Genomic DNA, 22410 nt, shown 5'->3' with positions numbered 1-22410 from the left:
GCCGCTCCACTGCGTTGGCGGGAACCCACTGGCGCTGGCCGGACGGCTCAGCATGGGTTCCCGCCGGCGCGGGAACGACGGTGATGCTTACTTGGCGATGCTTACTTGGTCTTGGCGGCCTTGGCCAACGCTTGCACGGCGGCCTGCGGCGTCATTGCCGAGTTCATGAACTTGGCGATCACGTCCTGGATCGCGCCGGCCTTGGCCGAATCGATCGCCATGCCGTGGGCCATGCTCGGCTCCAGACCGCCGGCCTTGCTGGCGGCGGCCATGTCGTCCATCGAACGGGTGGCGCAGGCGTCGAACTTGGCGCGCGAAACGCCGGCGCGGACCGGGATCGAACCCTTGTTCAGGTTGAACACTTCCTGGAACTCGGGGCTCATCACGGCGCTGGCCAAGCTCAGCTGGGCCTTCTGCTCGTCGGCGTTCTTGACCTTGAACATGGCCAGCGAATCGATGTTGAAGGTGAAGGCCTTCTCGGTGCCGGGCGCCGGCAGGCACAGGAAGTCCTTGCCGGCGACCTTGCCGGCGGCGGTGAACTCGCCCTTGGCCCAGTCGCCCATGAACTGCATGCCGGCCTTGCCGTTGATGACCATCGCGGTGGCCAGGTTCCAGTCGCGGCCGGCGGCGTCCTTGTCGATGTAGGTCTTGATCTTGGCCAGGGTCTCGAAGGACTTGACCATTTGCGGGCCGGTCAGGGCGGCCTGGTCCAGCTTGACCAGGGCCTTGTCGTAGAACGCGGCGCCGCCGGTGCCCAGCACGACGGACTCGAACACCGTGGTGTCCTGCCATGGCTGGCCGCCGTGGGCGACGGCGATCAGGCCGGCCTTCTTGATTTTTTCGGCGGCGGCGAAGAACTCGTCGAAATTGCTCGGCGCCTTGGCGCCGGCCTTGGCCAGCACCTCGGGGTTGACCCACAGCCAGTTGACGCGGTGCACATTGACCGGCACGGCGACGTAGTGGCCCTGGTATTTCATGACCTTGCTGACCACGGACGGCAGCAGGCTGTCCCACTTGCCTTCGGTGGCGGCGGCGTCGATGTTGGCCAGCACGCCTTCTTGACCCCATTCCTGGATCGACGGGCCCTTGATCTGGGCGGCGGTGGGCGCGCTGCCGGCGATGACGCGGGCTTTCAGCGCGGTGGTGGCGTTCTCGCCAGCGCCGCCGGCGACGGCGAAGTCTTTCCACGCCACGCCCTTGGCTTCCATCATTTTCTTCAGCTCGGCGATCGACTTGGCTTCGCCGCCCGAGGTCCAGTAGTGCAGCACTTCAACCTGGGCCGCGGCGTGCACGGCCGGGGTGGCGGCGGCAACGGTGGCGAGCGCCAGGGCGGCTTGGACGAAAGGTTTCAATTTCATGGTATCGGTCTTCCTAGATTGGATGATTGTAGCGCCGTTGTGCGGCGCTGCTATGTCCCGTTGCGCGCGGCAAAGCGGGACGATGCGGACCCGGCCGCCGTCCCGCACGGATGCGGCGGGGCGGCGGCGGGACTAGCCCTTGGGCACTAGCGGTGGATTACCACCAGGCTTCCAGCTGGATGCCGGCCGAGGCGCCGCTGGTGTTGCTGCCGTAGACAGGACCCTGGTTGTTGAAGGCGTTGACGGCCTTGGTGGCGGCGTCGTTCCATTTGCCGTAGCTGACGAACAGACGCAGCTCGGGACGCGACCAGTAGTCCTCGCCGACGGTGATGGTCGGTGCGATGGTCAGCTTGGTCAGGCGCATGGTGTCCGGGCTGGTGTCCTTTTTCAGACGGGTCACACCCAGTTCGGCTTGCAGCTTGAAGTTCTGCGCGAAGGCGTACACCGGGCGGGCGCCGACGGTGGTCCAGGTTTGCGCGCCGTCCTTGTCGTTCTTGTCGCGCTGGTACAGGCCGACGAACTCCATGCTGAACTGGCGGGTCGGTTGCACCACCAGGTCGTCGAACACGCGCACGCGGGTGTAGTCGGAGCCGAGCAGGGTGCTGCCCGACGGGCCGATGCGCGCGCAGCAAGGACCGTTGATGCCGGTGCCCGGGCCGACGCCGTATTGCAGGCCGACGGTGTTGGAGCCGCCGAAGACCTTGGCCTGGCGGTGGAACAGCGAAACCTGCCAGCCGTTGTGAGTCTTGTCGCCGTCGTCCTTGCTGCTGGCGGTGATCAGCGACAGGGCGCCGTCCAGGGTGCCGTTTTCGTTGACCGGCAGGCCTTCGTAGACGACGTTCTGGCGCACCGCCGAACCGGAGGTGATCTTGCCGGTGACCGCGTTGACGTTGTTCAGGTCGTTGTCTTTGAAGATCGCGTAGCTGAACTTGCCGGCGCCCAGCGGCAGCGCGTCGACACCGGCGCCGGTGCCGTTCATGTTGATGTACTGCAGATCGAGCATGTGGATGTCGGGACGGTAGTAGTGGCGCTTACCGGCCCAGACGATGCCGCCGTTCATGAACGGCAGGTTTTTCGCTTCGACATAGGCCTTGGCGATGCTGGTCTTGGCGTCGCCGAAGTCCGAACCGTTCTTGTAGGCGTCGACCCAGACGGTGCCGACGAAGCTGGCGCCGTTGGCCGACTTGGCGAACTCCTTGGTGTAGCCGAATTCGGTGAAGCTGTCGCACTCGTTGCCCAGACGGTAGGACATCGTGATGCCGCCCAGGCCGAAGCAGCTTTGTGGGCCTTTTTCCGAGCTGGAACCGGCGCCGGCGCGGACATAGCCGTGGAAGCCTTCGGTTTCGTGGTCGCCGGCATAGGCGGCGCCACAGGCGAGCGCCAGGGCCAGGGCGGCGGGCAGGGTTTTGAGGACGGTACGATTCATTACGATTGTCTCCTTCTGGTTTTAAGAGTGCGGCCCCGGACACGACGCTAAAGATCCCGTGTAGTCTCAAGTCCTTGCCGACGTGCTAGCCACACTTGCTGGTGGTGTTTCTTGTAATAATTTGCTACGGCCCGCAGACAGTAACATTGCACCAAATGTGATACCAGTGAGGGGCGGGAAAGTGTGGCTAAAAGCAGTAAGTGCTTGATTTTGTTGTGAAATGGCTCTTTTTCCACGATGCGCGTGCTTACATAACTTTACAATCGACCGGTCGCCGCAATCGGCCCCGCCACTCTGCGGCGGGGCCGGCGCGGACTGGCTAGCGATCTGCCAGCCTGCAACACTTCGCAACAAAAGCACACGCTTCCTTGCAAAATGGTTTACATGCTTACCAACGTTCCGCAAGGCACATCATGTATAGTCACGGCGGTATGGCGCGGGGCCGCGTGGCGACACGACGCGGCGCCGACATCGACAACAACAACAGGCCAGCCCCACGAGGCGGCCGCCGTAGGAGTGAGGAGACATGGGATATTTCCTGCGCCGCTTGCTGGCGCTGGCGTGCCTGGCCGCGTGCGGCGCCGGCCAGGCCGAGGGCTTGCAAGTGCTGCACTGGTGGAAATCGGCCAGCGAGCGCAAGGCGGTCGACCTGATCGCCGCCCGCCTCAACGAGGAGAACATCGGCTGGCGCGACAGCATGATCCCCAACGGATCGGGGGTTGGCGCCGGCATCGTGTTGCGCAGCCGCATGCTGGCCAAGGACGCCCCCGAGGTGGCCCAGGTCAACGGCATCGTCATCCGCGACTGGGCCAGGCTCGACCTGCTGCTCGACCTCGACGCCGTGGCCGCCGCCGGCAAATGGGACAAATTGATGCTGCCCACCGTGGCGGCGGCGATCCAGTCCGACGGCCACGTCTACGCCGCGCCGCTCGGCGTGCACCGCATCAACACCCTGTTCTACAACCGCAAGCTGTTCAAGCAGTACAAGCTGGCGCCGCCGTCCAGCTGGGCCGAGTTCGAGCACGCCGCCGGCGTGCTGCAACAGGCCGGCGTGGTGCCGCTGGCGCAGAGCAGCGAGCCGTGGCAGGTCGCCACCCTGTTCGAGACGCTGGTGCTGGCCGAGGGCGCCGATTTCTACCGCGCCCTGTTCCAGCGGCGCGACGCCGCCGCCTACCAGGACGCCCGCCTGGGCGCGGCGCTGGGCCGGCTGCGCTATCTGAAAAAATGGATGAGCCAGCCGGTGCCCGAGCGCACCTGGGACGACACCACGCGCCAGTTGGCCGACGGCGAGGCCGGCATGCTGGTGATGGGCGACTGGGCCAAGGGCGAGCTCAACGCGCGCGGCCTGGCCACCGACGAGGACTTCGGCTGCGCCTACGTGCCCGGCACCGCCGCCTACCACCTGTACAACATCGACACGCTGAGCATGCTGGCCACGCGCGAGTCGCACCGCCCGGCGCAGGAGCGGCTGGCCGCCATCATCATGGCGCCGGCGATCCAGGGCGAGTACAACCAGGTCAAGGGTTCGATCCCGGTGCTGCGCAACCCGCAACTGGCGAAAATGGACAGTTGCGCGCGCGCTTCGTTTAAACTGTTCTCCAGCGGCGACCGGGCGCAGATCCCCAGCCTGGTGCACCGCATGGCCACCGACGAGCTGGTGCGCGACGCCATGGTGGCCGAGGTGCACCGGTTCTTTCTCGACGACAACGTCAAGGTGGCCGACACCCAGCGCCGCCTCGGCACCATCGCGCGCACCTTCAGCAAGACCCAATAGGCAAGACCCCATAGAACAGAACGGAATCATGCGTAAAATCCTGATCGTTGACGACGACCAAAAAACCCGGACCCTGCTCAAGACCTACCTGGAGAAGAACCAGTACGACGTCGGCCTGGCGCACAACGGCGAGGCCTTCCTGGCCGAGTTCAACCGCTACACCGACGAGTTGTCGCTGGTGATCCTCGACGTCATGCTGCCCGACACCGACGGTTTCGCCCTGTGCAAGACGGTGCGGCGCCGCTCCAACGTGCCGATCATCATGCTCACCGCCAGCTCCGACGAGACCGACCGCATCGTCGGCCTGGAGCTGGGCGCCGACGACTACATCTCCAAGCCCTACAGCCCGCGCGAGCTGCTGGCGCGCATCAAGGCGATCCACCGCCGCACCGGCATGGACAACGCCGTCGTCGCCGCGCCGCGTTTCTACCGCTTCGTCGGCTTCACGCTCGACACGGTCGAGCGCACCGTCACCGGGCCGACCGGCGAGCTGGTGCCGCTGACCGGGCTCGACTTCCAACTGCTGCGCTACTTCGTCGAGCACGCCGGCGACATTCTCGACCGCAGCGTGCTGTGCGAGGAGACCCGGGGCCGCGACGCCGGCCCGATGGACCGCTTCCTCGACGTGCAGATCAGCCGCCTGCGCCTGCGCCTGAACGACGCCGGCAAGAAGCCGCTGCTGATCAAGACCGTGCGCGGCGCCGGCTACGTCTTCTCGGCCGACGTCAGCGTCAGCAATGTCTAGCCTGCGGCCGGGGCGCTGGCTGGCGCGGGTGTTGCCATCCTCGCTGCTGGGCCGGCTGTCTGTGGTGATGGTGGCCGGCGTCATGCTGACCCAGCTGGCCGGCAACTTCATCTGGGCCACCCAGCGCCGCGCCGAGGCCGAGGTCGAGGCCGGCACCGCCTCGCAGCACCTGGCCCACAGCGCCGCCAGCGCGGTGCGCTTCTTCCTCAGCCTGCCGCCGAATTACCGGCCGCTGATCATCCAGCAGTTCCGCGAGATGGGCGGCACGCGCTTCCTGGTCAACATCAACCGCGCCCCGGTCGACGTGGTGCCGATCGGCCAGCAGGCGCTGGCCGACATCGCCCTCAAGCAGGTGCGCGCCACCTTGAAGGAGGACCTGCCCAACGTGTCGAACGTGCGCATCGCCTTCGCCTGGCCGGACAAGCTGGCCGTCGGCGACGACGGCGCCACCATCAACGACCTGCCCGACAGCTGGGTGCAGCACATCGTGCTGACCAAGCCGACCGCCGCGCCCATCCTGCTGATCCAGGCCGAAATGGACCCCGGCCACTGGCTCTACCTGGCCACCCTGATGCCGAACCCGTACTTCCTCGACAGCGGCAATCCGCTCACGCGCGACCGCCTGCTGCTGCAGGCCCTGTCGCTGGCGGCGGTGCTGGTGCTGTCGATCCTGGTGGTGCGCTGGACCACGCGGCCGCTGGCGGCGCTGTCCGAGGCGGCCACCGCCTTCGGCAACGGCGAGCACATGCCGGCGCTGCCGGAGACCGGCAGCCGCGAGTTCGTCAAGACGGCGCGCGCCTTCGGCGCCATGCGCGAGCGCATCCAGCGTTACATCGAGGACCGCGAGCGCCTGTTCGTCTCGATTTCGCACGATCTGCGCACGCCGATCATGCGCCTCAAGCTGCGCGCCGAGCTGCTCGACGACGACCAGTTGCGCAACGAATTCCACGAGGATCTGGACGAGCTCGACATGATGGTCAAGGGCGCCTTGCAGACGGTGAAGGACAGCGACATCCACGAGAACCCGACCGAGATCCGCCTCGACGCGCTGCTCGGCCGCATGGTGCGCGACGCCCAGCTGGCCGGCCACGAGGTGTCCTTCGCCGACTCCGGCCTGAGCGTGGCGGCCAAGCCGCTGGCGCTCAAGCGCGCCATCGGCAACCTGCTCAACAACGCGCTGCACTACGGCAAACAGGTGGAGATCGCCGTGCGTGCGCAGGGCAGCAATATCGAGATCGAAATCCGCGACCATGGCCCGGGCGTGCCGGAGAGCGCGTTCAAGAATTTGTTCGAGCCGTATGTGCGGCTGGAGCACGGCCGCCGGCAGAACAGCAGCGGCATGGGGCTGGGCTTGGGCATCGCCCGTGGCATCGTCCAGGCGCACGGCGGCGAACTGCTGCTCGACAACCATCCCGACGGCGGCTTCCGCGCCATCATCGTGCTGCCCGGCGCCGCCTTCACGCCGCTGGCGACGGCCGCCGCCTAGCCGGTAGCGCGGCGCGGCCGGACTAGCCGGACTAGCCGGATTACGTGGGCTACCCGCCTTACCCGCCTTACCCGGCCGACTGGTTGCGCCTCGCTGCAGGCGCATCAATCCGCATCACTTCTTGTTGAAACGCTGCTCGAAGCTGTAGCCGCCGCCGCTGGCGATGAGCGTGTACAGCTCGGTGGCGGTGGCGTACAGGCCGCCGGGGCCGCTGCCGCCGACCTGGCTGCCCTGGGTGTTGACGCAGGTCCGCTCGCCGTTGCTGAACGATACGCACTGCTGCTGCACGCCATTTTGCGTCACCGTGCTGACACCGCTGCCGCTCAAGGTCGCGGTGGAGGAGGGCACCACCACGTTGATCTGGTCGACCTTGATGCTCTTGGCCGCCACGCCGACGCCGAGGGCGACGTTGCTGTCGACAGTGCTCACATAGCTCATCCCGATGTCGGCGCTGGCGGTCTGGGTGGCGACGATGGCGCCGCTGCAATCGGCCTTGTCGTAGTAGTCGGTGCGCGCCGCCAGGCTCAGCGCGTTGTTGCCGACCGCCTTGACGACGGCGCCGTCGCGCTGGTGGTTGGCGCAGTCGCCTATCCATTCGCCGACATAGGCCGCCAGCGGCAGCGCCACCGGCGGCAGCGGCGCCGCCGTCGTGCCGCCGCCACCGCCACCGCAGCCGCTCAGCAAGGTTGTGGTGGCGGCGATCAGCGCGAGCGTTTTTTTCATGGGTGTTTCTTTCCTCTAGTGGTGGATGCTGTTGCCGGACTGGACAACGCGGGGCTCAATTATATAAACCAGGCGGCCCGGCCAATCTATTCAATTGTTGCTTGGCGGCGCCAAGCGTTCCGGCGCCGTATTTTGTCGTCTGGGCCGCGAATCGTGCAGTTCGTCGCAATCCGCCCGGCCCTTGCCCGGGCGCTGGCTATAGTGCTCACATACACCGCTGCATCGGCCAACGCAGCGACCAACAGATCAAGCAACACATCAATATACGGCAGCGGCCTGATAACAGGCGCGCCGTCAACGCCAAGGGGAGAAAATAATGAAAATCGCTAAAAACATGGAAGCCATCTTTGTCGCCATCGCCGTTGTGCTGGGCCTGGCCAGCTACGCCACCACCGCCGTGCCGGTCCGCGCCGCCATGCCGGCGGCCCAGTTCGTCGGCACCGGCGCCGCCGCGCCCGCCAAGATGCAGGTGGTGTCGGCGCCGCGCCTGGCCCTGGTTCCGCAAGCCAGGTCGTTCGGCTAAGCCGTCCGACCCGCAGGCACACGGCCCGGCGCGGGGCGAAAAATTGCCCTTCGCCATGCTGTGCTGCTACATTCGCTGTTTGCAGAGCCCGGCGCACGCGCCGGGCTTTCTTGCCGCTGGCTAAAAAGAACCACGTCCGAAGGAACCCGACATGAACAAACTCCTCCCATTTGGCTTGCTGTTCGCCGCACTCTGTACGCTGCTGGGCCGCGCCCAGGCCGACGAAACGGTCACCGAAACCCGTCCCATTGACGCCCGCGTGACGCGGATTAAACTGGAGGGCATGGTCGATTTGAAGCTGCGCCAGGGCGCGGTGCCGGCGCTGATCATCACCGCCGAGCGGCGTTATCTGAACAAGATCGCCACCTCGCAGGCCGGCGACACCTTGCACCTGGAGTCGGAGATGCGCGGTTTCAAGTTCAACACCGCGGCCATGCGCGCCGTGCTGGTCTTGCCGACGCTGCGCGAGGTGGTCTCCGAGGGCGTCGGCACGACCGATATCGCCGGCTTCAGCGGCGACGAGCTGGAGTTGACGATGGACGGCGCCGGCAGCATGAAGGTGACGGTCGACTATAAGACCTTGAAGGCCAGCCTGGGCGGCGTCGGCAGCATGAACCTGTGGGTCAGCGAGAACGACAGCGTGGAACTCGATCTGCATGGCGCCGGTCATATCACGCTGGGCGGGCGCAGTCGGCTGTTGAAGGCCAGCCTGGGCGGACTGGGCGGCTTGAACGCGCAGCAGTTCCAGGCCGACACGGTGAACCTCGACCTGAGCGGCCTGGGCAATGCGATCGTCAACGCCAAGACCAACGCCACCTTGAGCCTGTCCGGGCTCGGTTCCGTCACGGTCTACGGCAAGCCGCTCAACCGCAGCGTCAGCATCGACGGCCTAGGCAAAGTAAGCTGGAAGTAAAAATGGCGTCCCGCAGTCGGGATGAAAACGCAGTCATACCAATACCCATTTCTTACGCGACATGAAAAAACTCATATTAGCGATCAGTCTCGCCCTGGGCGCCGCGCCCGCCGCGATGGCCGGCTTCGCCGAAGGCGCGACCGCCTACAACAACAAGAACTACAGCGTGGCGTATCGCGAGATCGCGCCGCTGGCCAAGGCCGGCAACGCCGAGGCCGAACATCTGCTGGGCCTGATGTACTACATGGGCCGTGGCGTGGCGCAGGACTACAAGCAGGCGCTGGCCTGGCACCGCAAGGCGGCCGCGCAGGGCAAGGCCGACGCGCAGTATGTGGTCGGCGCCATGTACTACACCGGCAACGCGGTGATCCAGGACCACAAGCAGGCCGTGGTGTATTTCCGCAAGGCCGCCGAGCAGGGCCACGCCGACGCCCAGCAGGTGCTGGGGCTGATGTACCGCTACCACATCGGCGGCATGCCGCAGGATAACGTCATCGCCTACATGCTGTGGAACCTGGCGGCGGCCAACGGCTCGTCCAACGCCGTCGAGCAGCGCGCCATGCTGATCAAGAGCATGACGCAGGAGCAGATCGAGGAGGGCCAGGCATTGTCGGCGGCGTGGAAGCCGGGCGTGGCGCTGCCCGCCAAGTCGCGCAGCGGGGGAGGGTAGTCAAGGCGGTGCGCCAAGGCGGGGCGCCAAGGCGGTGCGCCAAGGCGGGGCGCCAAGGTGAAACCGGGGGAGGGGCGGCCCTGGTGTCAAGGCGCCAGCGGCTTCAAAACCACCCCACGGCGGAGAGCCGGGGTCAGACCCGTCGGGTCTGACCCCAGTTTGCGCCCTTGGGTTTGTTTGACTTGACGGCCGCCGCCCGGCCGCCTGCAGCGCCGGCGCAGCTATCGTACAATCGCCCTTCGTTCAACTGACAAGGGCTGCACCATGCGCGCTATCGAAATCACCCAGCCGGGTCCGGCCGACGTCCTCAAACTGTGCGAGCGCCCGATGCCGGTGGTCAAGGCCGGCGAGCTGCTCATCAAGGTGCACGCGGCCGGCGTCAACCGGCCCGACGTGTTCCAGCGCCAGGGCAGTTACGCGCCGCCGCCGGGCGCCTCCGATCTGCCCGGCCTGGAAGTGGCCGGCGAGATCGTCGACGGCGACCTGGCCGGCTCCCCCTTCAAAAAAGGCGACCTGGTCTGCGCCCTGGTGCAGGGCGGCGGCTATGCCGAATACTGCGTGGCGCCGGTGCCGCAATGCCTGCCGCTGCCGGCCGGCTGGTCCCTGCTGGAGGCGGCCTCGCTGCCGGAAAACTATTTCACCGTCTGGAGCAATGTGTTCGACCGCGCCCGCCTGAGCGCCGGCGAGACCCTGCTGGTGCAGGGCGGCACCTCGGGCATCGGCGTGACGGCGATCCAGCTGGCCGCCGCCATGGGCCACCGCGTGTTCGCCACCGCCGGCAGCGACGACAAGGCGCGCGCCTGCGAGGCGCTGGGCGCCGAACGCGGCATCAACTACAAGACCGAGGACTTCGCCGCCGTCGCCAAGGCGCTCACCGGCGAGCGCGGCGTCGACGTGATTCTGGACATGGTCGGCGGCGACTATCTGCCGCGCGAGATCGCCTGCCTGGCCGACGACGGCCGCATCGGCATCATCGCGCTGCTCGGCGGCGCCAAGGCCAACATCGACCTGGGCCAGGTGCTGCGCCGCCGCCTGACCATCTCCGGCTCGACCCTGCGGCCGCGTCCGGTGGCCTTCAAGGCCGCCATCGCCGCCCAGCTGCGCCAGCGCGTCTGGCCGATGCTGGAGGCCGGCCGCATCAAGCCGGTGATCTACCAAACCTTCCCGCTGGAGCAGGCGGCCGAGGCGCACGCCCTGATGGAGGCCAGCACCCACGTCGGCAAGATCATGTTGCAGCTGATTTGAGGCCGTCGATTGTCCCGAATTCGTCGTTCCCGCGCAGGCGGGAATCCATGCCGCGCCAGCCGGTAGGCGCGCACGAGGTCGCACGTGCGCGGCAGTCCGCTGGCGCGAACAACATTTCCCGGGAAAATTCGATACGTTTTCCGCGCAAACTTGCGTGAAATGTATCGAATTGCGGCCTTGGCGCCGCAATCGGGCGGCCCTTTGTTTGACCGGCCTTCCGGCCTCGCGTTAAAATAGCGGGTTATTGAATTTTAGGCTACTATGCGACGCAAACTGGTAATCGGCAATTGGAAAATGAACGGCAACCGCGCCGCCAACTCGGCTTTGTTGTCGGGTATCGCGGCTGGTTTGACCTCGACCGGCGCCGATTGCGCCGTCTGCGCGCCGGCACCCTACCTGGCCCAGTGCCAGGCGGAGTTGGCCGGCACGAGCATCGGCTGGGGCGCGCAGGACCTGTCGGCCCACGCCGGCGGCGCCTACACCGGCGAAGTGGCGGCCGGCATGCTGGTCGATTTCGGCTGTCGCTATGTGTTGGTCGGCCACTCCGAGCGGCGCGCCTACCACCACGAAAGCAGTGCGTTGGTGGCGCAAAAGACCGTGGCCGCGCTGGCCGCCGGCCTGACCCCGGTGCTGTGCATCGGTGAAACGCTGGAGGAACGCGAAGCGGGCCGCACCGCCGCTGTTGTAGGCGAACAACTGGGCGCCGTGCTGGCGGCGATCGCCGTCGCCGACCTGGCGCGTCTGGTGTTGGCCTACGAGCCGGTCTGGGCGATCGGCACCGGCCGGACGGCGACGCCGCAAATGGCGCAGGACGTGCACCAGTTGCTGCGTGCGCAACTGGCCGGCGTCGACCCGGTCGCGGCGGCCGGCGTGCAGATTTTGTACGGCGGCAGCATGAAGCCGGACAATGCGAAAGAATTGATGGCGCAAGCCGATATCGATGGCGGTCTGATCGGTGGGGCGGCGCTGAAAGCGGCGGACTTCCTCGCAATTATCTCCGCCGCCGCGTAAAACTAATTTAAACTGAGAATGGAATAACATGAGCTCCTTGTTCAATCTGGTCATCGTAGTACAAGTTTTGTCGGCCCTGGCCATCATCGGCCTGGTGCTGCTGCAACACGGCAAGGGTGCCGACATGGGCGCCGCCTTCGGTTCCGGCGCTTCCGGCAGCCTGTTCGGTGCCACCGGCTCGTCGAACTTCATGTCGAAGTCGACCGGCATCGCCGCCGCGATCTTCTTCACCGCGACCCTGGCGCTGTCCTACCTGTCGACCCAGCACAACACCGGCGTCTCCGGCGGCGTGATGGACAAGGTCACCGCGCCAGTGCCGGCCACCGGCGCCGGCGCGATTCCGACCACGGCGGCACCGGCGCCGGCGCCAGCCGCCGCCGCGCCGGCCGCCCCTGCGGCCGCCGCGCCGAGCGCAAGTGGCGCCGCCGCATCAATCCCGAAATAATTCGGGTTTAGCGGCTAGTAAAGTAGTACCGACTCTTCAGAAATGTAATAAAATAACGGCTGGCCGAATTTACCCGGTCAGCCAGTAGTAAAACACGGTTCAGGCGGCATGCGGAACCGTTGGTGGTGACACCCCAGGTGGTCGGCGCGGCGCTCGCATATGGCGTCCGGCGCGGCCGTGGCGGGGTGGGGCCGCCGTGTGGTGGAAGTGCAATGCCCATTGTTTCGGCACCTCAGCCTGCAAAAACAATCGGGTATAAAAAGAAATAAAGATTTATCGTTTTTCTTCTTGTTTTAGCGCAATATGGCATTAACAAATGCGTAGAAACACAGTAGAATAGCGGCCTTACCGCCGACGTGGTGAAATTGGTAGACACGCTATCTTGAGGGGGTAGTGGCGCAAGCTGTACGAGTTCGAGTCTCGTCGTCGGCACCAGAAATCAGAAGCCAGCATTGGCGCATGAGCCATGGCTCATATGCCTAAGCTGGCTTTTTTACGAGGATAATAGTCGTTTGATCCTGGTCTAAGCTTTCTTTGATTGGGGTCAAGCGTTAAGTACGCCGCAGAACACCGTAGCGCGACCTTTAACCGACCGTTCAACTTAAGCTCATCAACCGTGAACCTCGAAAATTACTTCCCCGTCCTGTTGTTCCTCCTCGTCGGTATCGGCGTCGGTGTCCTTCCCCAAGTACTGGGCCATCTGCTTGGACCTAACAAGCCAGATGCCGCCAAACTCTCCCCTTATGAATGTGGCTTCGAAGCTTTCGAAGACGCGCGCATGAAGTTCGACGTCCGGTATTATCTGGTCGCGATTCTCTTTATTTTGTTCGATCTGGAAACGGCATTCTTCTTCCCGTGGGGCGTCGCCATGCGCGACCTGGGCTGGGCCGGCTTCGTGACGATGATGGTGTTTATCGCCGAATTCGCGGTCGGTTTTTGGTATATCTGGAAGAAAGGTGCCCTTGATTGGGAATAAGCCATGTCTATTGAAGGCGTATTAAACGAAGGTTTCATCACCACCTCGGCCGACAAGCTGATCAACTGGGCGCGCACCGGGTCGATGTTCCCGATGACGTTCGGTCTGGCCTGCTGTGCGGTCGAAATGATGCATGTGGGCGCCGCCCGCTATGATATGGACCGTTTTGGTGTGGTGTTCCGCCCGTCGCCGCGTCAGTCCGACGTGATGATCGTGGCCGGCACGCTGTGCAACAAGATGGCCCCCGCGCTGCGCAAGGTCTACGACCAGATGCCGGAACCACGTTGGGTCATCTCGATGGGTTCCTGCGCCAACGGCGGCGGCTACTACCACTACTCCTATTCCGTGGTGCGCGGTTGCGACCGCATCGTGCCGGTCGACGTCTATGTGCCGGGCTGCCCGCCGACGGCTGAGGCGCTGCTGTACGGCATCATGCAGCTGCAGAACAAGATCAAGCGTACGAACACGATCGCCCGCTAACCGGATCGCTTCAGAATATGACAACACACTTAGAAGTCCTGCAAAACGCCCTGGCCACGGCCCTGGGCGAGCGCGTCAGCACCACCGTCGCGCTGGGCGAAATCACGCTGGTGGTCAAGGCCGCCGACTATTACGGCGTCATGCAGACGCTGCGCGACGACGCCAGCCTCGGGTTCGATCAGCTGATCGACCTGGCCGGCGTCGACTACCTCGAATTCGGCGGCGACGGCGTCTGGGACGGCCTGCGTTTCGCCGTCGTGGTGCATCTGCTGTCGGTCAAGCACAACTGGCGCGTGCGCGTGCGCGTCTTCGCCGCCGACGACGCCATGCCGCTGCTGCCGTCGCTGATCAGCCTGTGGCGCACCGCCAACTGGTACGAGCGCGAAGCGTTCGACGTGATGGGCATCCTGTTCGACGGCCACAACGACCTGCGCCGCATCCTCACCGACTACGGCTTCATCGGCCACCCGTTCCGCAAGGACTTCCCGGTGTCTGGCTATGTCGAAATGCGTTACGACCCCGAGCAGAAGCGCGTGATCTACCAGCCTGTGACGATCGAGCCGCGTGAAAACGTGCCGCGCGTGATACGCGAAGAAAATTACGGGACGAAATAATGGCCGAAATTAAAAACTACACCCTGAACTTTGGTCCGCAGCACCCGGCCGCCCACGGCGTGTTGCGCCTGGTGCTGGAGCTCGACGGCGAAGTCATCCAGCGCGCCGATCCGCACATCGGCCTGCTGCACCGCGGCACCGAGAAGCTGGCCGAGCAGAAGACCTATCTGCAGTCGGTGCCCTACATGGACCGGCTCGATTACGTCTCGATGATGTGCAACGAGCACGCCTACGTGATGGCCATCGAGAAGCTGCTGAACCTGGAAGTGCCGCTGCGCGCGCAATACATCCGCGTCATGTTCGACGAGATCACCCGTCTGCTGAACCACCTGCTGTGGCTGGGCGCGCACGCGCTCGACGTCGGCGCCATGGGGCCTTTCCTGTACGCCTTCCGCGACCGCGAAGACCTGATGGACTGCTACGAAGCGGTGTCCGGCGCGCGCATGCACGCCGCCTACTACCGTCCGGGCGGCGTCTACCGCGACCTGCCGGACGCGATGCCGCAGCACAAGCCGTCGATCATCCGCAGCGCCAAGGCGATCGCCGGCCTGAACGAGAACCGCCAGGGCTCGCTGCTCGACTTCATCGAAGACTTCAGCAACCGTTTCCCGACCTATGTCGACGAATACGAAACGCTGCTGACCGACAACCGTATCTGGAAACAGCGCACCGTCGGCATCGGCGTGGTCGCGCCGGAAGACGCGCTGGCGATGGGCTTCACCGGCGCCATGCTGCGCGGTTCGGGCATCGAATGGGATCTGCGCAAGCACCAGCCCTACGAGGTCTACGACCTGCTCGACTTCGACATTCCGGTCGGCACCAACGGCGATTGCTACGACCGCTACCTGGTGCGCATCGAAGAGATGCGCCAGTCGAACAAGATCATCAAGCAATGCGTCGAGTGGCTGCGCAACAATCCGGGGCCGGTCATGACCGACAACCGCAAGGTGGCGCCACCGGGCCGCGTCGACATGAAGACCAACATGGAATCGTTGATCCACCACTTCAAGCTGTTCACCGAGGGCTTCCACGTGCCGCCGGGCGAGGCTTACAGCGCGGTCGAACACCCGAAAGGCGAGTTCGGCATCTATCTCCTGTCGGACGGCGCCAACAAGCCCTACCGCATGAAGATCCGCGCACCGGGCTATGCCCACTTGCAAGCGCTCGACGAAATGGCGCGCGGCCACATGATTGCCGACGCGGTCACGATTATTGGTACACAAGATATCGTCTTCGGCGAAATCGACAGATAAGTCCTAGAGGCATAAATATGTTGTTATCAGAGCAGTGCTATAAAAAAATCGACCGCGAGTTGGCCAAGTATCCGGCCGACCAGCGGCAGTCGGCCGTGATGGCCGCGCTGGCCCACGCCCAGGAAGAACTGGGTTGGGTCTCGGCCGAAACCATGCAGGAACTGGCCGACTACATCCGCATGCCGGCCATCGCCGTGCAGGAAGTGGCGACTTTCTACAATATGTACAACACCAAGCCGGTCGGCAAGCACAAGATCACCGTGTGCACCAACCTGCCTTGCGCCCTGTCGGGCGGCGAGCGCGCGGCGCAGCACCTGAAGGCCAAACTGGGCATCGACTACCGTGGCACCACCGACGACGGCGCCTTCACGCTGATGGAAGGCGAGTGCATGGGCGCCTGCGGCGACGCACCGGTGATGCTGGTGAATAACCACCGCATGTGTAGCTTCATGTCCAACGACAAGATCGACACCCTGGTCGAGGAACTTAGTGGGAAAACCGTAAAATGACGTCACTCCACAATCGACACATCGATCCGCTGATCCTGAAGGATTTGGACGGCAAGAACTGGCATCTGCAGGATTACGTCAACCGTGGCGGCTACAGCGCGCTGCGCCGCATCCTGGAAGAAAAGATCACGCCGGAACAGATCATCGCCGATCTGAAAGCCTCGTCCCTGCGCGGCCGTGGCGGCGCCGGTTTTCCGACCGGCCTGAAGTGGAGCTTCATGCCGCGTCAGTTCCCCGGCCAGAAATACCTCGTCTGCAATACGGATGAAGGCGAACCGGGCACGTTCAAGGACCGCGACATCATCCGCTACAACCCGCACGCGCTGATCGAAGGCATGGCCATCGGCGCCTACGCGATGGGCATCACGGTGGGTTACAACTACATCCACGGCGAGATCTTCCAGGAATACCTGCGCTTCGAGGAAGCGCTGGAAGAGGCGCGCGCCGCCGGCTTCCTGGGCGACAAGATCATGGGTAGCGAGTTCAGCTTCCAGCTGCACGCCCACCACGGCTACGGCGCCTATATCTGCGGCGAGGAAACCGCGCTGCTGGAGTCGCTCGAAGGCAAAAAGGGTCAGCCGCGCTTCAAGCCGCCTTTCCCCGCCTCGTTCGGCCTGTACGGCAAGCCGACCACCATCAACAACACGGAAACCTTCGCCGCCGTGCCGTTCATCCTCAACATCGGCCCGGAGAAATACCTGGCGATGGGCAAGCCGAACAACGGCGGCTCGAAGATCTTCTCGATCTCCGGCGACGTCGAACTGCCGGGCAACTACGAGGTGCCGCTGGGCACCCCGTTCGCCAAGCTGTTGGAACTGGCCGGTGGCATGCGCGGCGGCAAAAAGATCAAGGCGGTGATCCCCGGCGGCTCGTCCGCTCCGGTGATACGCGGCGAAATCATGATGGACACCGACCTCGACTACGACTCGATCGCCAAGGCCGGTTCGATGCTCGGTTCGGGCGCCGTCATCGTGATGGACGAAACGCGTTGCATGGTCAAGGCGCTCGAACGCCTGTCCTACTTCTACTTCGAGGAATCGTGCGGCCAGTGCACCCCGTGCCGCGAAGGCACGGGTTGGATGTACCGCATGGTCCATCGCATCGAGCAAGGCCAGGGCCGCGCGTCGGATCTGGACATGTTGAACTCGATCGCCGACAACATCCAGGGCCGCACCATTTGCGCGCTGGGCGATGCGGCGGCGATGCCGGTCCGGGCCTTCATCAAGCAGTTCCGTGAAGAATTTGAATATCATGTCGAGCACAAGCACTGCTTAGTGCCCGCTTACATCTAAGCTGCGTCAGGTAACGATCACCATGGTTGAAATCGAAATAGACGGCAAAAAAGTCGAAGTCCCTGCTGGTAGCATGGTGATGGACGCCGCCAATAAATTGGGAACCTATATCCCGCACTTCTGCTATCACAAGAAATTGTCGATCGCAGCGAACTGCCGCATGTGCCTGGTCGAAGTGGAGAAGGCGCCCAAGCCTTTGCCCGCTTGCGCGACCCCGGTCAGCGCCGGCATGATCGTGCGCTCCGCCTCCGACAAGGCGGTGCAGGCGCAACGTGGCGTGATGGAATTCCTCCTCATTAACCACCCGCTCGACTGCCCGATCTGCGATCAGGGCGGCGAATGCCAGTTGCAGGATCTGGCCGTCGGTTACGGCAACAGCGCTTCCCGTTACGAGGAAGAAAAACGCGTTGTCAAACCGAAGGAAGCCGGTCCGCTGGTCTCGATGCAAGAGATGGCGCGCTGCATCCAGTGCACCCGCTGCGTGCGTTTCGGCCAGGAAGTGGCCGGCGTGATGGAGCTGGGCATGATCGGCCGTGGCGAACATTCCGAGATCGTTTCCTTCGTTGGCCAGACGGTCAACTCCGAAATGTCCGGCAACATGATCGACCTGTGCCCGGTCGGCGCGCTGACCTCCAAGCCGTTCCGCTACAGCGCCCGTTCGTGGGAACTGTCGCGCCGCAAATCGGTCAGCCCGCACGACGGCCTGGGCGCCAACCTGATCGTTCAGGTCAAGGGCGGCAAGGTCAAGCGCGTGCTGCCGCTGGAAAACGACGACGTCAACGAATGCTGGATCTCGGACAAAGACCGGTTCTCCTACGAAGGCCTGGAAAGCGCCGACCGTCTGACCCAGCCGATGCTCAAGCAGGGCGGCGAGTGGAAGGAAGTCGATTGGCAGACCGCGCTGGAATACGTCGCGCACGGCCTGAAGAACATCAAGCACGAACACGGCGCCGAAGGCATCGCCGCGCTGGCGACGCCGCACTCGACCCTGGAAGAGCTGCACCTGCTGCAAAAGCTGGTGCGCGGCCTCGGTTCGAACAGCGTCGACACGCGTCTGCGCCACAGCGATTTCTCGCTGGAAGCCGGCGTCACGCCATGGCTGGGCATGTCGATCAACGACTTCGGTCAGCTGAACCGCGCCTTCGTCATCGGCTCCTTCCTGCGCAAGGACCATCCATTGCTGGCGACCCGCCTGCGCAGCGCGATCAAGGGCGGCGCCAAGCTGTCGATCCTGCACGCCGCCGACGACGACCTGCTGATGACCGTCGCCAACAAGATGATCGCCGCGCCGTCCGACTGGCTGGCCGCCTTGTCCGAAGTGGTGGTGGCCGTCGCCAAGGCGAAGGAAGTCGCCGCGCCGGCCGGTTTCGAGGCGATCACCGCCTCGGACGCCGCCAACGCCATCGCCGCCAGCCTGCTGTCGGGCGACAACAAGGCCGTCCTGCTGGGCAACGCGGCGACGCAACACCCGCAAGCCGCCGCGCTGCACGCCGCCGCACAATGGATCGCCGAACACACCGGCGCCAAGCTGGGCTACCTGACCGAGGCGGCCAACACCGTCGGCGCCTACCTGGCCAAGGCCAACGGCGCCACGGCAGCGGCCTTCAGCACGCCCAAGCAAGCCTACGTGCTGCTCAACGTGGAAGCCGAACTGGACGCCGCCAACCCGCAACAAGCCATGGCCGCGCTGGACAAGGCCGAGATGGTCGTCGTCATGTCCGCCTTCAAGCACGGCATGGCCTACGCCGACGTGCTGCTGCCGGTCGCGCCGTTCAGCGAAACCTCGGGCACCTTCGTCAACTGCGAAGGCCGCGCGCAGAGCTTCAACGGCACCGTGCGTCCGCTGCTGGAAACCCGTCCGGCGTGGAAAGTGCTGCGCGTGCTGGGCAACATCCTCGGCCTCGACGGCTTCGACTACGACACCTCGGAAGCGGTGCGTGACGAGGTGCTGGGCGCCGGCGTGGTCGACCTGTCGGCCCGCCTGAGCAACGCCGCCAAGGCCGCCCCGGTGGCCGCCGCGCGCGTCGCCGCCGCCGGCCTGGAGCGCGTCACCGACGTGCCGATCTACTTCGCCGACGCCGTGGTGCGCCGTGCCGAATCGTTGCAGAAGACCGCCGACGCGGCCGCGCCGCAAGCGCAGCTGTCGAGCCAACTGGCGCAGCAACTCGGCGTGGTCGCCGGCGACAAGGTCAAGGTCAGCCAGGGCAGCGGCAGCGCCGTCCTGGTCGCCGCGATCGACGCCAAGCTGCCGGCCAACGCGGTCCGCGTTGCCGCCGCCCACGCTTCGACCGCCGCGCTGGGCGCGATGTTCGGTTCCATCAACGTTGAAAAAGCAGGAGAGGGTAAATAATGGCTCTGCCTGAATTCGTCACCGTTATCAATAACGCCGGCGCCACCAGTTTCCTGGCGCCGATCTGGCCGCTGGTCTGGACCATGATCAAGATCCTCTGCGTGCTGTTGCCGCTGATGGGTCTGGTCGCCTACGCCACCTTGTGGGAACGCAAGCTGATCGGCTGGATCCAGATCCGCGTCGGCCCGAACCGGGTCGGCCCGATGGGTCTGCTGCAACCGATCGCCGACGCGCTCAAGCTCTTGTTCAAAGAGATCATCATGCCGGCCAAGGCCAGCCCGGGCCTGTTCGTGCTCGGTCCGGTGATGACCATCATGCCGGCGCTGGCCGCCTGGGTGGTGGTGCCGTTCGGCCCCGAAGCCGTGCTGGCCAACGTCAACGCCGGCCTGCTGCTGCTGCTGGCGATCACCTCGATGGAAGTCTACGGCATCATCATCGCCGGCTGGGCCTCCAACTCGAAGTACTCCTTCATGGGCGCGATGCGCGCCTCGGCGCAGATGATCTCCTACGAGATCCCGATGGGCTTCGTGCTGGTCGTGGTGCTGATGGTGTCCGGTTCGTTGAACTTCATCGACATCGTCGCCGGTCAACAGAAGGGCTTCTTCGTCGAGCATGGCGCCAACTTCCTGTCGTGGAACTGGCTGCCGCTGCTGCCGCTGTTCGTCGTCTACCTGACCTCCGGCCTGGCCGAGGCCAACCGCCACCCCTTCGACGTGGTCGAGGGCGAGTCCGAGATCGTCGCCGGCCACATGGTCGAGTACTCGGGCATGGCCTACGCCATGTTCATGCTGGCCGAATACGCCAACATGATCCTGGTCGGCGCGCTCGGTTCGATCATGTTCCTCGGTGGCTGGTCGGCACCGTTCAAGTTCCTCGAGTTCTGGGGTGGTTTCGGCGGCTTCTTCTGGCTGTTCGCCAAGACCTTCCTGATCGTTTCCCTGTTCGTCTGGGTGCGCGGCACCTTCCCGCGCTACCGCTATGACCAGATCATGCGTCTGGGCTGGAAAGTGTTTATTCCGCTGACCCTGGTGTACCTGGTCATCGTCGCCGGCTGGATGCAAACATCCTGGAATATTTGGAAGTAAGGGAAGCAATCATGGAACGAATTAAAGACTTCTTCGGCAGCTTCATGCTGACCGAATTGATCAAAGGGATGGCGCTGACGGGCAAGTACATGTTTTCGCGCAAAATCACGGTGCAATACCCGGAAGAGAAAACGCCGCAGTCGCCGCGCTTCCGTGGCCTGCACGCGCTGCGCCGCTACCCCAACGGGGAAGAGCGCTGCATCGCCTGCAAACTGTGCGAGGCGGTCTGCCCGGCGATGGCCATCACCATCGAATCGGAGCAGCGCGACGACGGCTCGCGCCGCACCACCCGTTATGACATCGATCTGACCAAGTGCATCTTCTGCGGCTTCTGCGAGGAATCCTGCCCGGTCGATTCGATCGTCGAAACCCACGTGCTGGAATACCACGGCGAGAAACGCGGCGATCTGTACTACACCAAAGAGATGCTGCTGGCAGTGGGCGACCGTTATGAAAACGAAATCGCCGCCAACCGCGCGGCGGACGCTCCCTACCGCTGATCGCCACTCTGGCGCCGCCGCGAAGTTTGCGGCGGCGACGATCGTTAATCTGTACGTCTCTTGGGTTTGTTATGGAATTTAAAACTGCTTTGTTCTACGCATTCGCCGCCATCATGCTGTTGGCCGCGACCCGCGTTATCACGGCCCGCAATCCGATCCACGCCGCGCTGTTCCTGGTGCTGGCGTTCTTCTCGGCGGCCGGAATCTGGATGCTGCTGAAGGCCGAGTTCCTGGCCATCGTGCTGGTCCTGGTGTATGTCGGCGCCGTCATGGTGCTGTTCCTGTTCGTCGTCATGATGTTGGACATCAACGTCGACAAGATGCGCGAAGGTTTCTGGGGCTATCTGCCGATCGCCAGCTTCGTCGGCGTGGTCATCGTGCTGGAAATGGCCGCCGTGCTGTGGCGCGGTTTCCTCTCCTACGACCAGCAGGCCCCGGCGGCCGGCAACATCGGCGGCACCAAGGAACTGGGCATGCTGATCTACACCCAATACGTGTATGCGTTTGAAATCGCCGCCGCCGTGCTGCTGGTGGCGATCATCGCCGCCGTCGCGCTGACGCTGCGCAAGCGCAAGGACACCAAGCATTTCGATCCGGCCGACGCGGTCCGGGTCAAGCGCAACGACCGCCTGCGCATCGTCAAGATCGACGCGGTATCGACCCGCAACGCCGCCGGCCTGGCCGCCGCGGCCGCCGCGGACGCGGCAAACAAGGAGGCACCATGACTTTATCGCTCGCTCACTACCTGGTTCTCGGCGCGATCCTGTTCGCGATCGCGATCGTCGGTATTTTCCTGAACCGCAAGAACATCATCGTTCTGCTGATGGCCATCGAATTGATGCTGCTGGCGGTGAACATGAATTTCATCGCGTTCTCGCATTACCTGGGCGACGCGGCCGGGCAGATCTTTGTCTTCTTCATCCTGACCGTGGCCGCCGCCGAATCGGCGATCGGCCTCGCGATCTTGGTGGTGATGTTCCGTAATCTGGACACCATCAATGTGGAAGACCTGGACAGCCTCAAAGGCTAAGT

General features: G+C 64.4%; 23 protein-coding genes and 1 tRNA gene. 21 read left to right on the top strand and 3 right to left on the bottom strand.

Features of this window, described 5'->3' with window-relative positions; translation table 11 throughout:
• Nucleotides 1-101: 101 nt before the first annotated feature.
• Nucleotides 102-1358, bottom strand: coding sequence for an ABC transporter substrate-binding protein (locus H7U20_RS05085; RefSeq protein WP_199518527.1), 1257 nt, complete (start codon nucleotides 1356-1358; stop codon nucleotides 102-104).
• 157 nt (nucleotides 1359-1515) lie between these two features.
• Nucleotides 1516-2784, bottom strand: a complete 1269-nt coding sequence (locus H7U20_RS05080) for a maltoporin (protein WP_199518526.1) — start codon at nucleotides 2782-2784, stop codon at nucleotides 1516-1518.
• A gap of 526 nt (nucleotides 2785-3310) precedes the next feature.
• On the opposite strand from H7U20_RS05080, the gene H7U20_RS05075 reads away from it, so the two are divergent.
• Genes H7U20_RS05075 through H7U20_RS05065 form a run of 3 tightly spaced genes read left to right on the top strand, consistent with a single transcriptional unit; the run spans nucleotide 3311 to nucleotide 6789 of the window.
• Entirely contained in the window at nucleotides 3311-4558 is a 1248-nt protein-coding gene (locus H7U20_RS05075; RefSeq protein ID WP_199518525.1) for an ABC transporter substrate-binding protein, read from the top strand.
• 25 nt (nucleotides 4559-4583) lie between these two features.
• Nucleotides 4584-5303 carry a response regulator gene (locus H7U20_RS05070; protein WP_370593082.1) on the top strand — a complete coding sequence of 240 codons (720 nt, stop codon included), beginning with the start codon at nucleotides 4584-4586 and terminating at the stop codon, nucleotides 5301-5303.
• Nucleotides 5296-6789 (top strand): ATP-binding protein, encoded by a 1494-nt coding sequence (locus H7U20_RS05065; RefSeq protein WP_199518523.1) that lies wholly within the window; start codon nucleotides 5296-5298, stop codon nucleotides 6787-6789. The genes H7U20_RS05070 and H7U20_RS05065 overlap by 8 nt, the downstream gene beginning before the upstream one ends.
• A gap of 114 nt (nucleotides 6790-6903) precedes the next feature.
• Here the strand turns inward: H7U20_RS05065 and H7U20_RS05060 are convergent, their stop codons facing one another.
• Nucleotides 6904-7512, bottom strand: a complete 609-nt coding sequence (locus tag H7U20_RS05060; protein WP_199518522.1) for a hypothetical protein — start codon at nucleotides 7510-7512, stop codon at nucleotides 6904-6906.
• 316 nt (nucleotides 7513-7828) lie between these two features.
• Between H7U20_RS05060 and H7U20_RS05055 the strand changes: the two genes are divergently transcribed.
• The 18 genes from H7U20_RS05055 (at nucleotide 7829) to nuoK (ending at nucleotide 22408) form a co-directional block, all read left to right on the top strand.
• The gene (locus H7U20_RS05055; protein WP_199518521.1) at nucleotides 7829-8035 is read left to right on the top strand and encodes a hypothetical protein; all 207 of its coding nucleotides are present in this window, start codon (nucleotides 7829-7831) and stop codon (nucleotides 8033-8035) included.
• Nucleotides 8036-8186: 151 nt separating this feature from the next.
• Complete coding sequence (locus tag H7U20_RS05050) at nucleotides 8187-8948, top strand: GIN domain-containing protein (protein ID WP_199518520.1); 762 nt, start codon at nucleotides 8187-8189, stop codon at nucleotides 8946-8948.
• A 61-nt stretch (nucleotides 8949-9009) separates the two neighbouring features.
• A complete protein-coding gene (locus H7U20_RS05045; RefSeq protein WP_199518519.1) occupies nucleotides 9010-9618 on the top strand; it encodes a tetratricopeptide repeat protein in 609 nt (202 codons plus the stop codon).
• 264 nt (nucleotides 9619-9882) lie between these two features.
• Nucleotides 9883-10863, top strand: a complete 981-nt coding sequence (locus H7U20_RS05040) for an NAD(P)H-quinone oxidoreductase (RefSeq protein ID WP_199518518.1) — start codon at nucleotides 9883-9885, stop codon at nucleotides 10861-10863.
• A 261-nt stretch (nucleotides 10864-11124) separates the two neighbouring features.
• Nucleotides 11125-11874: a triose-phosphate isomerase gene (gene tpiA / locus H7U20_RS05035; RefSeq protein WP_199518517.1), complete on the top strand. Its 750-nt coding sequence runs from the start codon at nucleotides 11125-11127 to the stop codon at nucleotides 11872-11874.
• 28 nt (nucleotides 11875-11902) lie between these two features.
• Entirely contained in the window at nucleotides 11903-12319 is a 417-nt protein-coding gene (secG, locus tag H7U20_RS05030) for a preprotein translocase subunit SecG (protein ID WP_199518516.1), read from the top strand.
• A 350-nt stretch (nucleotides 12320-12669) separates the two neighbouring features.
• Nucleotides 12670-12754, top strand: a tRNA-Leu gene (locus H7U20_RS05025).
• 181 nt (nucleotides 12755-12935) lie between these two features.
• On the top strand, nucleotides 12936-13295 hold the full coding sequence (locus H7U20_RS05020; RefSeq protein WP_199518515.1) for an NADH-quinone oxidoreductase subunit A: 360 nt from the start codon (nucleotides 12936-12938) through the stop codon (nucleotides 13293-13295).
• Nucleotides 13296-13298: 3 nt separating this feature from the next.
• Nucleotides 13299-13775, top strand: a complete 477-nt coding sequence (locus H7U20_RS05015; protein WP_093389563.1) for a NuoB/complex I 20 kDa subunit family protein — start codon at nucleotides 13299-13301, stop codon at nucleotides 13773-13775.
• Between the two features lie 17 nt (nucleotides 13776-13792).
• Nucleotides 13793-14389 carry an NADH-quinone oxidoreductase subunit C gene (locus H7U20_RS05010; protein WP_199518514.1) on the top strand — a complete coding sequence of 199 codons (597 nt, stop codon included), beginning with the start codon at nucleotides 13793-13795 and terminating at the stop codon, nucleotides 14387-14389.
• The gene (locus tag H7U20_RS05005; RefSeq protein ID WP_199518513.1) at nucleotides 14389-15642 is read left to right on the top strand and encodes an NADH-quinone oxidoreductase subunit D; all 1254 of its coding nucleotides are present in this window, start codon (nucleotides 14389-14391) and stop codon (nucleotides 15640-15642) included. The genes H7U20_RS05010 and H7U20_RS05005 overlap by 1 nt, the downstream gene beginning before the upstream one ends.
• 17 nt (nucleotides 15643-15659) lie before the next feature.
• Nucleotides 15660-16151 (top strand): NADH-quinone oxidoreductase subunit NuoE, encoded by a 492-nt coding sequence (gene nuoE, locus H7U20_RS05000; protein WP_199518512.1) that lies wholly within the window; start codon nucleotides 15660-15662, stop codon nucleotides 16149-16151.
• Nucleotides 16148-17443, top strand: coding sequence for an NADH-quinone oxidoreductase subunit NuoF (gene nuoF, locus H7U20_RS04995; RefSeq protein ID WP_199518511.1), 1296 nt, complete (start codon nucleotides 16148-16150; stop codon nucleotides 17441-17443). The genes nuoE and nuoF overlap by 4 nt, the downstream gene beginning before the upstream one ends.
• Before the next feature lie 22 nt (nucleotides 17444-17465).
• On the top strand, nucleotides 17466-19793 hold the full coding sequence (gene nuoG / locus H7U20_RS04990; protein ID WP_199518510.1) for an NADH-quinone oxidoreductase subunit NuoG: 2328 nt from the start codon (nucleotides 17466-17468) through the stop codon (nucleotides 19791-19793).
• Nucleotides 19793-20878, top strand: coding sequence for an NADH-quinone oxidoreductase subunit NuoH (gene nuoH / locus H7U20_RS04985; protein WP_199518509.1), 1086 nt, complete (start codon nucleotides 19793-19795; stop codon nucleotides 20876-20878). Before nuoG ends, nuoH begins: the two co-directional genes overlap by 1 nt.
• Nucleotides 20879-20889: 11 nt before the next feature.
• A complete protein-coding gene (nuoI, locus tag H7U20_RS04980) occupies nucleotides 20890-21378 on the top strand; it encodes an NADH-quinone oxidoreductase subunit NuoI (RefSeq protein ID WP_199518508.1) in 489 nt (162 codons plus the stop codon).
• 71 nt (nucleotides 21379-21449) lie between these two features.
• The gene (locus tag H7U20_RS04975) at nucleotides 21450-22103 is read left to right on the top strand and encodes an NADH-quinone oxidoreductase subunit J (protein WP_199518507.1); all 654 of its coding nucleotides are present in this window, start codon (nucleotides 21450-21452) and stop codon (nucleotides 22101-22103) included.
• Nucleotides 22100-22408, top strand: coding sequence for an NADH-quinone oxidoreductase subunit NuoK (gene nuoK, locus H7U20_RS04970; RefSeq protein WP_093389572.1), 309 nt, complete (start codon nucleotides 22100-22102; stop codon nucleotides 22406-22408). The genes H7U20_RS04975 and nuoK overlap by 4 nt, the downstream gene beginning before the upstream one ends.
• Nucleotides 22409-22410: the final 2 nt, after the last annotated feature.

Origin of the sequence: Rugamonas violacea, from assembly GCF_016461825.1 — a bacterium.
Classification (GTDB): domain Bacteria; phylum Pseudomonadota; class Gammaproteobacteria; order Burkholderiales; family Burkholderiaceae_D; genus Rugamonas.
This window is presented reverse-complemented; position numbering and strand designations above follow the sequence as displayed.

Excerpts from the sequence above, each read along its gene's own strand:
- H7U20_RS05005 (WP_199518513.1), top strand. The coding sequence starts at position 14,389 with ATGGCCGAAATTAAAAACTACACCCTGAACTTTGGTCCGCAGCACCCG.
- H7U20_RS05080 (WP_199518526.1), bottom strand. The coding sequence starts at position 2,784 with ATGAATCGTACCGTCCTCAAAACCCTGCCCGCCGCCCTGGCCCTGGCG.
- nuoH (WP_199518509.1), top strand. The coding sequence starts at position 19,793 with ATGGCTCTGCCTGAATTCGTCACCGTTATCAATAACGCCGGCGCCACC.
- H7U20_RS05010 (WP_199518514.1), top strand. The coding sequence starts at position 13,793 with ATGACAACACACTTAGAAGTCCTGCAAAACGCCCTGGCCACGGCCCTG.
- H7U20_RS05045 (WP_199518519.1), top strand. The coding sequence starts at position 9,010 with ATGAAAAAACTCATATTAGCGATCAGTCTCGCCCTGGGCGCCGCGCCC.
- nuoF (WP_199518511.1), top strand. The coding sequence starts at position 16,148 with ATGACGTCACTCCACAATCGACACATCGATCCGCTGATCCTGAAGGAT.
- H7U20_RS05075 (WP_199518525.1), top strand. The coding sequence starts at position 3,311 with ATGGGATATTTCCTGCGCCGCTTGCTGGCGCTGGCGTGCCTGGCCGCG.
- nuoI (WP_199518508.1), top strand. The coding sequence starts at position 20,890 with ATGGAACGAATTAAAGACTTCTTCGGCAGCTTCATGCTGACCGAATTG.
- secG (WP_199518516.1), top strand. The coding sequence starts at position 11,903 with ATGAGCTCCTTGTTCAATCTGGTCATCGTAGTACAAGTTTTGTCGGCC.
- nuoE (WP_199518512.1), top strand. The coding sequence starts at position 15,660 with ATGTTGTTATCAGAGCAGTGCTATAAAAAAATCGACCGCGAGTTGGCC.
- H7U20_RS05015 (WP_093389563.1), top strand. The coding sequence starts at position 13,299 with ATGTCTATTGAAGGCGTATTAAACGAAGGTTTCATCACCACCTCGGCC.
- H7U20_RS05065 (WP_199518523.1), top strand. The coding sequence starts at position 5,296 with ATGTCTAGCCTGCGGCCGGGGCGCTGGCTGGCGCGGGTGTTGCCATCC.
- nuoK (WP_093389572.1), top strand. The coding sequence starts at position 22,100 with ATGACTTTATCGCTCGCTCACTACCTGGTTCTCGGCGCGATCCTGTTC.
- H7U20_RS05040 (WP_199518518.1), top strand. The coding sequence starts at position 9,883 with ATGCGCGCTATCGAAATCACCCAGCCGGGTCCGGCCGACGTCCTCAAA.
- nuoG (WP_199518510.1), top strand. The coding sequence starts at position 17,466 with ATGGTTGAAATCGAAATAGACGGCAAAAAAGTCGAAGTCCCTGCTGGT.
- H7U20_RS05050 (WP_199518520.1), top strand. The coding sequence starts at position 8,187 with ATGAACAAACTCCTCCCATTTGGCTTGCTGTTCGCCGCACTCTGTACG.
- H7U20_RS05085 (WP_199518527.1), bottom strand. The coding sequence starts at position 1,358 with ATGAAATTGAAACCTTTCGTCCAAGCCGCCCTGGCGCTCGCCACCGTT.
- H7U20_RS05055 (WP_199518521.1), top strand. The coding sequence starts at position 7,829 with ATGAAAATCGCTAAAAACATGGAAGCCATCTTTGTCGCCATCGCCGTT.
- tpiA (WP_199518517.1), top strand. The coding sequence starts at position 11,125 with ATGCGACGCAAACTGGTAATCGGCAATTGGAAAATGAACGGCAACCGC.
- H7U20_RS05060 (WP_199518522.1), bottom strand. The coding sequence starts at position 7,512 with ATGAAAAAAACGCTCGCGCTGATCGCCGCCACCACAACCTTGCTGAGC.
- H7U20_RS04975 (WP_199518507.1), top strand. The coding sequence starts at position 21,450 with ATGGAATTTAAAACTGCTTTGTTCTACGCATTCGCCGCCATCATGCTG.